Below are 11,884 nucleotides of genomic sequence, written 5' to 3' on the forward strand. Positions count from 1 at the left end.
ATCTTAGGCTATAATCACCCGCGCTGCCAGAAAATGGCAGGTTTACAAAAAAGTGGGTAGGTACCAGAGCGGTCAAATGGGGCGGACTGTAAATCCGCTGGCTTCGCCTACGGGGGTTCGAATCCCTCCCTGCCCACCAACTTGTTTTCCATGTCACAGACAAATGCCCTTGTAGCTCAGTTGGTAGAGCACACCCTTGGTAAGGGTGAGGTCACGGATTCGAGTTCCGTCAAGGGCTCCATACCTATGCTGGAAAACGATCCGACACTTTGTGCGGGTCGTTTTCATTGAAACTTACAAAACCCCTTTTTGGGATTGTAGGAGGACAAACACTCAATGGCTAAGCAAAAGTTCGAGCGGAACAAGCCCCACATCAACATTGGGACGATCGGCCACGTTGACCACGGCAAGACGACCTTGACCGCTGCTATCACCAAAACCATGGCACTGCGTGGTCGCGCTGAATTCCGCGCTTTCGATCAAATCGACAACGCTCCAGAAGAACGCGCCCGTGGGATTACGATTTCGATTTCGCACGTTGAGTACGAAACCGAAAATCGTCACTATGCCCACGTCGACTGCCCAGGCCACGCCGACTATATCAAAAACATGATTACCGGTGCTGCCCAAATGGACGGCGCGATCTTGGTGGTCTCGGCCCCAGACGGCCCGATGCCCCAAACCCGCGAACACATCCTCTTGGCTGGCCAAGTTGAAGTGCCTGCGATGGTTGTCTTCTTGAACAAAGTCGACATGATGGACGACCCTGAGTTGCTCGAACTGGTCGAAATGGAATTGCGCGAGTTGCTGTCAAAATACGGCTTCCCCGGCGACGAAATTCCGATCGTGCGCGGCTCAGCGAAAGGCGCATTGGATAGTGCATCAACCGATGCTGGCCAACCAGAGTATCAATCGATCCAAGAATTGATGCAAGCGGTTGACGACTATATCCCAACGCCAGAACGCGCCATCGACAAACCATTCTTGATGCCCATCGAAGACGTGTTCTCGATCAAAGGCCGCGGTACCGTGGTGACCGGTCGGATCGAACGCGGGATCGTCAAAGTGGGCGATACGATTGAAATCATCGGGATGGGTCCAGACGTACGCACCACCGCCGTAACCGGCGTGGAAATGTTCAAGAAGTTGCTGGACGAAGGTCGCGCCGGCGACAACGTTGGGGCACTCTTGCGCGGGATTGAACGGACGGACGTGGAACGCGGTCAAGTCTTGGCAAAACCAGGCTCGATCAAACCACACACCAAGTTCAAGGCTGAAGTGTACGTATTGAAGAAAGAAGAAGGTGGCCGCCACAGCCCATTCTTCAGTGGCTATCGCCCACAATTCTACGTTCGGACGACGGACGTGACGGGTGCGATTGGCTTGCCCGAAGGCGTGGAAATGGTGATGCCAGGCGACAACATCCAAATGACGGTGGAGTTGATCGTTCCGGTTGCTATCGAACAAGGCTTGAAGTTTGCGATTCGTGAAGGTGGCCGCACCGTGGGTGCTGGTATCGTGACCGAAATCATCGCATAAGCTAATGCTTTGAAAAAGCACAAACGCGATCAGCCGCTTGGTCTGGTCGCGTTTGTGCCTCAACCTGCGTCAGCAGCAGGCTAAGCATAACAAGACGGGGGCAACCCCGCATTATTATGTTTGGCACTGATTCACATCTACAGAGGTTTTATCATGGCAAAGAAAGAAAACCGGATTGTAATCACCTTGGCTTGTACCGAGTGTGGTGATCGCAATTACACAACGACCAAAAATCGCAAAAACGACACAAATCGTTTAGAATTGGTGAAGTACTGCCCACGTTTGCGCAAACGCACCCTGCACCGCGAAACGAAGTAGTATTAGAATTGCGCACACGCGGTCGCGCCTAGCGCCCCGCAGCATTTCTATTTCATCAGGAGGTTGTGGTGGCCGTGGCAACAGAAGACAAAGAAGATTACAAACCGAATCCAATCGCCCAATTTTTCCGCGATGCGTTTTCGGAAATGCGCAAGGTCGTTTGGCCAAGCCGCGAGGAAACTCAACGCTTAACGCTAGTCGTGATTGGCATTTCGTTGTTGGTCGGGTCGATTCTAGCAGTCTTCGACTTGCTATTTGAAACGCTGGTGCGGATCATCCAATAAATACCGCCAAATGCGAGGCTCAGTATGTCTGACAACGAAAACGAAGCAGAACAAACGCTAGATCCCGAGGGTGTCCATTGGTACGTTATTCATACCTATTCAGGCTATGAAAACAAAGTGATGCAAAATCTCAAGCATCGGATTGAATCGATGGATATGCGGAACCAAATTTTCCGCGTCGTCGTGCCAACCGAAGAAGAGATTGAAATCAAAAATGGCCAGCGTCGGACTGTTCAAAAAAAGGTGTTTCCTGGCTATGTGCTGGTTCAGATGGCCATGACCGACGATTCGTGGTATGTGGTGCGCAATACACCAGGTGTCACGTCGTTTGTGGGCATGGGAACCAAGCCAACTCCTTTGGCCGATGAAGAAGTTCGCTTTATTCTGAAGCAAATGGAAGAAGAAGCACCCAAAGTCAAGGTCAACTACGAAATTGGCCAAACTGTCAAAATTACCGATGGCCCCTTCACCGACTTTGAAGGTGTGGTCGATGAGATTGACGAAGAACGGGGCCGCGTGCGCGTGCTTGTTTCGTTCTTTGGTCGCGAAGCACCAGTTGAGCTTGATTTCTTACAAGTTATCCGGGTTATCGAATAAACACCCGCGACACCTAGTTCGCGAAGGAGTCCCCTGTGGCAAAGAAAGTAACCGCAGTCGTAAAGTTGCAATTGCCTGCTGGTAAAGCAACGCCTGCACCACCCGTTGGTCCTGCACTTGGTGCAACTGGTATCAACATTATGGCGTTTTGTAAAGATTACAACGAAAAAACGTCAGCTCAAGTTGGCACGATTATTCCCGTTGAAATTACGGTTTACTCAGACCGCTCGTTTACCTACATTCTGAAAACCCCACCTGCTGCCGACTTGTTGCGCAAAGCTGCTGGGATTCAACGTGGGAGCGGCAAAACTGGGACCCAAGGTGCTGGCTCAATCACCCGCGCTCAATTACGCCAATTGGCCGAAACCAAATTGCCTGATTTGAACGCCAACGATCTTGAAGCCGCCGAAAAAATTATCGCCGGTACCGCCCGTTCAATGGGTATTACGATCAAAGACTAAGTGAAAATATGAAGGATGAGTTATGAAGTATCAAATAGCTTGCATCCTTTGATTTTTGCTCAGTCAGTCGATTAACGAATTAAAACATAGCTATGAAGTGATGGTTGAACGATATTTATCCTTCATCCCTCATCCTTCATCCTTATACATGTTTGTGGCAGAAGCTTTGGCTTCGCTTAAGACCACAAGGAGCTAATTGTTCATGGCAAAGCAACACGGTAAAAAGTACCAAGCTGCTGCGGCAAAAGTAGAAGCTGATCGCTTGTACACGCCCGAAGAAGCTGCGGCTTTGGTCAAAGAAACTTCGTTCACCAATTTTGATGCAACCGTTGAAGTTCACTTGCGCTTGGGTATCGACCCTCGCCACGCCGACCAAACGGTTCGGAGCACCGCTTCATTGCCCCACGGTACCGGTAAAAACGTGCGCGTGTTGGTGTTCGCCCAAGGCGATACCGAAAACGTCGCTCGCAACGCTGGCGCTGAAATTGTCGGCGGCGATGAGCTGATCCAACGCATCGAAAAAGAAAACTTCATCGATTTCGACGTAGCCGTTGCCACCCCCGACATGATGGGTAAGGTCGGTCGCTTGGGCCGGATTCTTGGCCGCCGCGGCTTGATGCCAAACCCCAAGAGCGGTACGGTTGTGCCACCAAACGATTTGCCGCAAGCTATCAAGGCGTTGCAAGGCGGTCGCGTCGAATTCCGCAACGATAAAACTGGTTTGTTGCACGTTGCCATCGGCAAGGTTAGCTTCAGCGCTGATCAAATCCGCGAAAACTTGTTAGTCTTGTTGGATGCGATCAAAGCTGCTAAACCAAGCGGTTCAAAAGGTGTTTACATTCGGAGCATTACCCTGACCAGCACCATGGGTCCTGGGATTCCGATTGATGTGAACGTTGCGCAAGCAACCGCCTAATTGAATTCCCTAAACCAGCGGGAATGGCTGCTGCCGTTCCCGCTGGTTTTGTTTTAACCCTCAACGTCAATCAACCAACACACTGCAACAGGTCAACGCACCCTCGGCTTTGGCTAGCTCGCTATTATCCAGCAAAATTAATTGATAGCCCCGCTGGCGCAAGCGTTCAGCAGTTGCCGGATAGGCCTGTTCGTAGAGCAAACGCCCATCGTGCAGCTGTACCACATTGGCTGCATACTCCTCGCGTGGGTCAATCTCGATCACTGTATATTCAGCAAATATTTGCCGATCAACCCATTGAGGGTTGAGCAAGACTGTGGTGTGATCAACGGCACAGACCGCGCTTTTGAGATGCAGACACTGGCCCAATTCCACGCCTTGGACACGATAGCCAAATGGCTGGGTTAACGCCTGTACTTGCTCAACCGCTGCTTGATTGCTACGGCTCGAAAGGCCAATCCAGATGCTTTTGCCCAAAACGACAACATCGCCGCCATCAAGCGTTGCTGGCTCGCTGAGCCAGGCCAACTGACGGTAGTTTTGTAGCACTGCGGCCATTGCTGCCAACTCTGGGCGACGCGATTCCGCGCCAGGCCTGGTGATGATCGCTAATTCGGGCAGCACGACGGCGGTATCTTCGACAAACACCGAATCAGCCAAATCTGCGGCTAAAGTGAGTTCGACCACCTGATAGCCATGAGCCGCAAGCGTGGTGCAGTAGCGATTATGCTGGCTCTGAGCATTGCTCAAATCAATCGGCAGACGTTCGAGGTGCGTTAGCTCACATGCTTGAATTGCCGGACTAACCGGACGAACAATTGCGGTTGGCATAAAAATTGCTATCCTTTTTGGCTACTTCAAAAGTCCACGTATGTACCACAGAAAGCCTTCACTTGGTGGTTTACCGTATAATAGCAATAGAATTACCTTGTTTGCCAGCACATGTGTTGGCAAAGCACCAAACCTATGGAGGAATTGCGCCATGGAATTTCGCATGGGCATGTCGCCTGAGGCGCTAGCACAACAAGCCATGTCAACCAAAGCATCACCAGCTTTGATTGCATTAAACAATATGCTGGTGCTTTCAACCCACGAATTGCAACAATTGATCCAGCAAGAATTAGAGGACAATCCAGCACTTGAGAATGTTGATCTGGAGCCAGATGAAACATGCTCGCGCTGTGGTCGGCCTTTAATCGAAATGCTGTGTTTATATTGCGTTCACGAAGACCAACGCTTGGCCGAGGCTGAACGCAGCGATTACACCGCCGCTGGCGAGGAAGATGAATTTGATCCATTGATGATGGTGGCCACACCAGCTCAATTGAGCGAAGTGTTGCTGCGCGATTTACGCGCCTCGCTATCAGAACAAGATTATTTTATTGCTGAATATTTGGTTGGCTGCTTAGATGAGCAAGGCTTCCTCGATGCCAACACCGCCGATATTGCCGCAACCCTAACAATTGATGAAGATCGGGTAATTACGGTCTTGCTCAAACTACAAGATATTGCCCCAGTTGGCGTGGGTGCGCGCACTGTCCAAGAATGTTTGTTGTTGCAATTGCGCCGCCTCGAAGAAGAAGATGTACGACATCCGTATGTTGAGCGCGTGATCACTGAGTTTTGGAATGATTTGGCTGAGCATCGCTACGGCGCAATTGCCCAAGCCTTAAATGCAGAATACGATGATGTGGTCGAAGTGCGCGAGTTTATTCGCGAGCATTTGCGGCCTTATCCTTTGGCACTCAGTGGCGAAGGCTCAGCTCGGACCAACTACATCATGCCCGATGTAATTATTCGCGAGAACGAAGGCAAGCTTGAAGCAGAAGTGCTGATGTCGGATCGCAGCTTCCTGCGCATCAATCCGTTATATCAATCGTTGGCGAAACGAGGCCGCGAATCCGAAGCCGAAATGTCTTCCGAGGAACGCGATCACCTTAGTCAATATGTTGCTCGTGCTCAAATGTTCCTGACCAACATTCGCCAACGCCGCGAAACGATTCGCCGGATTAGCGAATTTCTGATTGAAACCCAAGAAGATTTCTTGCGTCAAGGCGTGCGCTTCCTGCGTCCAATGACCAGAGCCGAGGTTGCCGATGGAATTAGCGTCCACGAATCGACGGTGAGCCGCGCAACCGCCAATAAATATGTGCAATTGCCCAATCGCTCGGTGATTCCATTTAGCCATTTCTTCACTGCTTCGTTGAATGTCAAAGATGTGCTGTTGGAATTGGTGCAAAACGAAACCCGCCCATTAACCGACCAAGAATTGGTTGAATTGCTCTCAGAGCGTGGTTTTGATGTGGCGCGCCGGACAATTGCTAAATATCGCAATCAACTGAATATTTTGCCATCGACCTTGCGCTAAACCTTCAAGAAAGGCTATTGTGATGCAACGTTGGCGAATATGGCTCGGATGGTTGCTCGCTGCTGGGTTAAGTTTGCTGATTGCGCGCTTGGTATTGCTGTTATTTGCTGCCAACCCCGCTCAGCCGTTTACCCAACTCATTCTTTGGTTGAGCCAAGCCTTGGTTTGGCCTTTGGCATGGCTCGACGCAGCGCAGCCGCAAACAGGCGTGCGCTTTGAGCGTGGCACGTTCTTGCTTATAGTCCTTGGAATGATTGGCACCAGCATCTGGCAATTGCTGCACGCACGGAGAACCACCCATGGATTGGAGTAACTTTTTCAGGGCTGTTGGTTGGACGATTGCAATTGCCGGTGGTTTGGGCCTTTTGGGCTTAGCCCTCATTTGGTATCGGCTCAAACGCCTGAATGTGCCCGAAGGCGCATCGTATCGCGAAACCATGATGCGCGTTCCCTTGAGTTTGGTGATTGTGCTCGATTTGCTTGATTTGGCTTTTGACGTGTTTGCCGCGCCAATTTCGTGGTTGGTGCTCAGTCACTTCAACTTGCAGGGCTTACGCCGCGTCAGCGTGGTCGAGGCCCTCATTCCAGGTACCCAAGTGATTCCTTGGATGACGGTTAGTTGGTTTGCAGTGCGGTTATTTGATCGCCATTCGCAACCAGATGAAAGTGTTGAGCCATGAGCGATGAGGCCACTTTGAAGATTAGCCTAATCATGAATCCGGCTTCGGGCACGTCTGAGCAAGGCGCTTTGCTGCGCGAAACGCTGGCCCCAATGAGCGGTGTCACCATTCTCACGACCGATGCTGCTGGCGATGGCGAGCGTTTGGCTCGTCAAGCAGTGGCCGATGGAGCCGAATTGGTCGTGGCTGCTGGCGGCGATGGCACGATCAACGAGATCGTCAAAGGCCTGCTAGAAGCTGAACGGCGTGTGCCACTCGGCGTGATTCCGCTGGGCACAGGCAACGATCTTGCCCGCACCTTGGCCTTGCCCACCGATCCGCTTGAAGCTTGGAAATTGATTTTGGTCGGCGAGCGGCGCAAGCTCGATGTGATTGAGATTCGCACGCCGCGCGAATTGCATTATGCGCTGAATGTCTCGGCTGGTGGCTTTAGCGGCCAACTCAACGAAGCCTTATCGAGCGATGTCAAGGCGGCATGGGGGCCATTGGCCTACTTGCGCGGGGCCTTGGGCGTTCTGCCCGATTTAACAACCTATCGCACCACGATTCAATACGATGATCAAGCGCCTGAGCAGGTCGACGCGCTCAACATTATTATTGCCAATGGCCGCACGGCGGCTGCTGGCGTGCAAGTTGCGCCCTTGGCCAACCCCGAAGATGGCTTGCTCGATGTGGTGATTGTGCATTATGGCTCGATTTTGAACTTGGTTGGAGCGGCGGCACGCTTATTGGTCAATGGTAATTATCTGAATAGCGAGTTGGTCGAATTGCGGCGCGCCAAAAAAGTCCAAGTTATCTCTGACCCTGAAATTTGGTTCAACGCTGATGGCGAACTGATAACCAAAGAGCCAATTGTGTTTGAGGTGCTGCACCAAGCCTTGGAAGTGATCGTCGGTACTGAGTATCAGGCAGAAATCCAGAAGGATGAAGGATGAGGGATGAAGGATGCGGGATGAAGGATGCGGGAACCGCGAAGATCGCGAAGAACACGAAGGCAGATTGCCACGTTCATCAATGGATGCCGTTTGGGTGCGGATTGTCCTTGAGGGGGTGCAGGGGGATTAAAGCCCCCTGCGTTTCCCGCCTTGAGGCGGGACGGAAGGGTGGAGAACCGAAGGATGATGGATGAAGGATGAAAATAGCATCCTTCGTGCGGCTTCATGTCCTTCGTGGTTAAAAAAGATCCCCAAGTCAAACAAGGAGATTCTGATGAGTGATGATTTACGTGATGAACTACGCGAATTAGCTGGCTATCGCAACGAAGAAAGCGATGTGTTGGGCGTGTTCACTGCCGATGAAGTTGAAAATCTGCAAGATTTTACGATTACTGATATTGAGCAAGGCGAAACTGAAGCCTACAGCGATTTGAACGAGCCGCTGGAATCATACGATGAATTGACTGGCGAGAACTTGCGCGAAGGCGAAACCGACGATCCCATGGAAGCGATTCAAGAAGGTCTCAGTTATGTGCCGCCAGTCGATGATCCCCTAGATTTCGACGATTCAGCTGATCGATAGGGGCTTTACTTCCACCATATCCGCAGGATGATCGTAGGTTGTGGGCTGTCGAATTAATCGAGTATTCAACCAGTGAAGCTTGTTTCGATAGCCCAGCGCCGCTGCGCTACCGTTCATCCTTCTTCCCTCATTCTTTCCTCCCACATCCTTCGTCATTCATCCTTCAGCCTTATATTTGCGTAGTGTCAAGCGGCATACCTTGCTAAGATCATGCTTAAAAAGCATTGAGAGCCTAGAGTTTCAATGGCATAATAAATAGACATGATCGATAGCTGGGGGATTGGTAGTTAACATAAGGATGAATTGCTCATGGATGTTTTTGCAACTAGGCGCTTTAATTTTTCGGCTTCGCACCGCTATTGGCGCGAGGAATGGAGCCAAGAACAAAATGAGGCGGTCTTTGGCAAATGCACCAATCGCTATGGTCATGGCCATAACTACGAGTTATTTGTGACCGTCGCTGGTGTTGTTGATCCGCTTACCGGCATGGTTATGAATATGGTTGAGTTGAAGCGCTTGGTCACAACGGTCTTAGACCAATTTGATCATAAACATCTGAATGAAGATACCCCCTACTTTCGTGAGATAATCCCCACAACCGAAAATTTGGTGCAAGTTTTGTGGGGCCAGATCGAGCAGCAATTACCCAAAGGAGTTCGTTTAGCCAAATTACGCTTGTACGAAAATAACGATTTGTATGCTGAATATTTTGGTCAGCAGCAGAGCGCCACCTTCAACCGGCGCTATGAGTTTTCGGCAGCGCATCGCTTGCATGCGCAACAGTTATCCGATGAAGCAAACCGCGATTTATATGGCAAGTGCAATAATCCCAATGGCCATGGCCATAATTATCAGCTGGAAGTAACCGTTGATGGCCTGATCGATGCCCAAACTGGCATGGTGATCGATTTGGTCGATATGGATCGGCGCGTGCAGAGTGTGCTTGACGACTGGGATCATCGCCATCTTGATTATCAGGTTGCCGAATTTGCCGAACAGCCATCGACCGCAGAAAATATTGTGGTTGTGCTGTGGCAACGGCTCGAAGCGTTGTTTGGCTCACAATTAAAACATTTGCGGCTGTGGGAAACTGCCAATAATGTCTTTGATTACCCGTTGAGCCACAACTAACGCAAGCCTGAATCGTGGATGAGGTTCTAGAACTACTACTAATAAAGGATTAATCAGATGACGCTTATTTACTCTGGCAATGGACTTAATAGCAACTCAGCACCAGCTGTGCGCGAAGATATGGAAGCAGCAGTCAAAACGATTATCGAAGGTCTGGGCGAAGATGTTGAACGCGAGGGTTTGCAACGTACCCCGCATCGGGTTGCCAAGATGTTTACCGAGCTTACCGCTGGCTATCGCACTGATCCAGTTGCCTTGATTAACGAGGCAATCTTCACGGTTGACTACAACGAGATGGTTTTGGTGCGCGATATTGAGTTTTCATCGCTCTGTGAGCATCATATGTTGCCATTTTGGGGCAAAGCCCACGTTGCCTATATTCCCAATGGCAAGGTGATTGGGCTTTCGAAAATCCCCCGCATTGTCGATATGTTTGCCAAACGTTTGCAAGTGCAAGAACGCCTCACCCGCGAGGTTGCCGATTTTGTGGCTGAGGCAATCGGTGCCAGCGGCGTGGCGGTCGTGGTGCACGGCGCGCATATGTGCTCGATGATTCGTGGCGTTAAAAAAGCCAATGCCCGCATGGTGACGCAATCACTGCAAGGCGTGTTTAAAACCGATCCCCAAATTCGCGCGGAATTTATGGGTCATATTACGGCGAATTATTCCGATGAGTAAAACAATTGTGATTACTGGCGCAGGGCGTGGCATTGGCCGAGCAATTGCCTTGGCTTGTGCCGCGCAGAATCAGCTCATTTTGCTAGCTCGCAGCGCAACCGAGTTGCAAGCAGTTGCCGCCGAAATTCAGTGGGCTGGCGGGACGGCGCAGATTGTGGTTGGCAATGCCAGCGATCCGGCGATTGTGCAGCAAGCGATTAATGTGGCACAGCAAGCAGGCCAAGGCCAGATCGATGCGCTGATTTTGGCTGCTGGCGTGGCCCATGTAGCCGATGTTGGAGCGTTAAGTTTGCAGCAATGGCAGCAATCGTTGGATGTGAACTTGACTGCCAGCTTTGTGGCTTGCCAAGCTGCCTTGCCCTATCTCAAACCTGGCAGCCAGGTTATTGCGATTTCATCGATTGCAGGCAAGAGTGGTTTTCCTGGCTGGTCGGCATATTCGGCTAGCAAATTTGGCTTGATGGGGTTTTTGCAGGCCTTGCGTGAGGAACTGCGCCCGCAATCAGTGCGGGTTACTGCCGTCGTTTCGGCGGCAGTTGATACAGCGTTGTGGAATGATGTGGCTGGCAGCTGGAACCGCCAAAATATGCTGCAAGCCAGCGAAGTTGCCAACACCGTCGCGCATATTTTGAGCCAACCAAGCCATGTGTTGATCGACGAGATTAGCATTGGCCATGTGGTTGGTAAATTGTAGGCAACAAAAAACCGAGGCGGTAAATGCCGCCTCGGCTTACTCTGGAAGTCCCAGATTGAGAATGGTCGAGCATCAAACTGAAAGGCTGCGATGTGCGATGGTAGTGCGATGTCGAGTGCAATGAGCTAGAATGGTGCGACAATGTGCTAGAATGTCGTGCTGCAATGTAGTAGTGCGATGAGTGCTGCAACGAGTTTAGTTGGTGCGACGATGTGCAATGATGTGTACTGCGACGATGCTAGGTTGCTTGGCGACTACGATGTTCAGTTCGATTACTCTGGATGTATCATACCAAGCTTATTCCACTGATTCAATCAAGCGACAGTCCATAGCTTGATAGCACCTTGCTTCCCCCATATGTGTCATCAAAAATTTTTAAGAAATCACCCATTTAAGTTGTAATTCAAACATCCTGATTCGTATGCTGCCTATTTTCGTCGTTTAAGCTGCTGATAGAGCGGAATTTCGTCATTTGCTATGCGAATGTTCCTAAACAGAGGGGGGATGTAGCTATAAAGTACTATTGTGAGTCGTAAAGTTTGAGCTATTTTTGATCCACGAAGCGCACGAAGGACACGAAGGACGGAAACCGCGAAGCACACGAAGATCGCGAAGCTAGATTTTTTTGCCACGAATTACACGAATGAGTATCCAAAGAGCCGATAGCCTGATCCCCAGCCCCCAACCCCTGATCCTGTCT

15 protein-coding genes and 2 tRNA genes are annotated in these 11,884 nt (G+C 50.7%); 16 read left to right on the forward strand and 1 reads right to left on the reverse strand.

All coding sequences use genetic code 11. The features are described from left to right. Positions 1–54 precede the first annotated feature (54 nt). From C5S61_RS14545 to rplA, 8 genes are all read left to right on the forward strand, one after another. Positions 55–139, forward strand: a tRNA-Tyr gene (locus C5S61_RS14545). 26 nt (positions 140–165) lie between these two features. Continuing rightward, a tRNA-Thr gene (locus C5S61_RS14550) sits at positions 166–241 on the forward strand. Between the two features lie 95 nt (positions 242–336). Continuing rightward, entirely contained in the window at positions 337–1,539 is a 1,203-nt protein-coding gene (tuf, locus tag C5S61_RS14555; protein ID WP_110514142.1) for an elongation factor Tu, read from the forward strand. A 153-nt stretch (positions 1,540–1,692) separates the two neighbouring features. After that, positions 1,693–1,857, forward strand: a complete 165-nt coding sequence (rpmG, locus tag C5S61_RS14560) for a 50S ribosomal protein L33 (RefSeq protein WP_110515820.1) — start codon at positions 1,693–1,695, stop codon at positions 1,855–1,857. Between the two features lie 68 nt (positions 1,858–1,925). Next, positions 1,926–2,141 (forward strand): preprotein translocase subunit SecE, encoded by a 216-nt coding sequence (secE, locus tag C5S61_RS14565; RefSeq protein ID WP_236706941.1) that lies wholly within the window; start codon positions 1,926–1,928, stop codon positions 2,139–2,141. A 24-nt stretch (positions 2,142–2,165) separates the two neighbouring features. After that, entirely contained in the window at positions 2,166–2,738 is a 573-nt protein-coding gene (nusG, locus tag C5S61_RS14570) for a transcription termination/antitermination protein NusG (RefSeq protein WP_110515822.1), read from the forward strand. A gap of 35 nt (positions 2,739–2,773) precedes the next feature. Further along, entirely contained in the window at positions 2,774–3,199 is a 426-nt protein-coding gene (gene rplK, locus C5S61_RS14575; RefSeq protein ID WP_110515824.1) for a 50S ribosomal protein L11, read from the forward strand. A gap of 202 nt (positions 3,200–3,401) precedes the next feature. Then, positions 3,402–4,115: a 50S ribosomal protein L1 gene (gene rplA / locus C5S61_RS14580; protein ID WP_110515826.1), complete on the forward strand. Its 714-nt coding sequence runs from the start codon at positions 3,402–3,404 to the stop codon at positions 4,113–4,115. A gap of 66 nt (positions 4,116–4,181) precedes the next feature. On the opposite strand, the gene C5S61_RS14585 is transcribed toward rplA, so the two are convergent. Beyond that, positions 4,182–4,946 carry a dimethylarginine dimethylaminohydrolase family protein gene (locus tag C5S61_RS14585; RefSeq protein WP_110515828.1) on the reverse strand — a complete coding sequence of 255 codons (765 nt, stop codon included), beginning with the start codon at positions 4,944–4,946 and terminating at the stop codon, positions 4,182–4,184. A 151-nt stretch (positions 4,947–5,097) separates the two neighbouring features. Between C5S61_RS14585 and rpoN the strand changes: the two genes are divergently transcribed. The 8 genes from rpoN (at position 5,098) to C5S61_RS14630 (ending at position 11,184) form a co-directional block, all read left to right on the forward strand. Beyond that, positions 5,098–6,483, forward strand: a complete 1,386-nt coding sequence (rpoN, locus tag C5S61_RS14590; RefSeq protein ID WP_164689498.1) for an RNA polymerase factor sigma-54 — start codon at positions 5,098–5,100, stop codon at positions 6,481–6,483. Between the two features lie 22 nt (positions 6,484–6,505). Further along, the gene (locus tag C5S61_RS14595; RefSeq protein ID WP_110515831.1) at positions 6,506–6,796 is read left to right on the forward strand and encodes a hypothetical protein; all 291 of its coding nucleotides are present in this window, start codon (positions 6,506–6,508) and stop codon (positions 6,794–6,796) included. Next, on the forward strand, positions 6,783–7,163 hold the full coding sequence (locus tag C5S61_RS14600) for a hypothetical protein (RefSeq protein ID WP_054536730.1): 381 nt from the start codon (positions 6,783–6,785) through the stop codon (positions 7,161–7,163). Before C5S61_RS14595 ends, C5S61_RS14600 begins: the two co-directional genes overlap by 14 nt. Beyond that, positions 7,160–8,098 (forward strand): diacylglycerol/lipid kinase family protein, encoded by a 939-nt coding sequence (locus tag C5S61_RS14605; protein WP_110515833.1) that lies wholly within the window; start codon positions 7,160–7,162, stop codon positions 8,096–8,098. Before C5S61_RS14600 ends, C5S61_RS14605 begins: the two co-directional genes overlap by 4 nt. A gap of 274 nt (positions 8,099–8,372) precedes the next feature. Then, positions 8,373–8,681 carry a hypothetical protein gene (locus C5S61_RS14615; protein ID WP_110515837.1) on the forward strand — a complete coding sequence of 103 codons (309 nt, stop codon included), beginning with the start codon at positions 8,373–8,375 and terminating at the stop codon, positions 8,679–8,681. Between the two features lie 309 nt (positions 8,682–8,990). Further along, positions 8,991–9,812 (forward strand): 6-carboxytetrahydropterin synthase, encoded by an 822-nt coding sequence (locus C5S61_RS14620; protein WP_110515839.1) that lies wholly within the window; start codon positions 8,991–8,993, stop codon positions 9,810–9,812. A gap of 57 nt (positions 9,813–9,869) precedes the next feature. Then, positions 9,870–10,490 carry a GTP cyclohydrolase I FolE gene (gene folE, locus C5S61_RS14625; RefSeq protein ID WP_110515841.1) on the forward strand — a complete coding sequence of 207 codons (621 nt, stop codon included), beginning with the start codon at positions 9,870–9,872 and terminating at the stop codon, positions 10,488–10,490. Then, the gene (locus tag C5S61_RS14630; RefSeq protein WP_110515843.1) at positions 10,483–11,184 is read left to right on the forward strand and encodes an SDR family oxidoreductase; all 702 of its coding nucleotides are present in this window, start codon (positions 10,483–10,485) and stop codon (positions 11,182–11,184) included. Before folE ends, C5S61_RS14630 begins: the two co-directional genes overlap by 8 nt. Positions 11,185–11,884: the final 700 nt, after the last annotated feature.

Source organism: Herpetosiphon llansteffanensis, assembly GCF_003205875.1.
Classification (GTDB): Bacteria; Chloroflexota; Chloroflexia; order Chloroflexales; family Herpetosiphonaceae; genus Herpetosiphon; species Herpetosiphon llansteffanensis.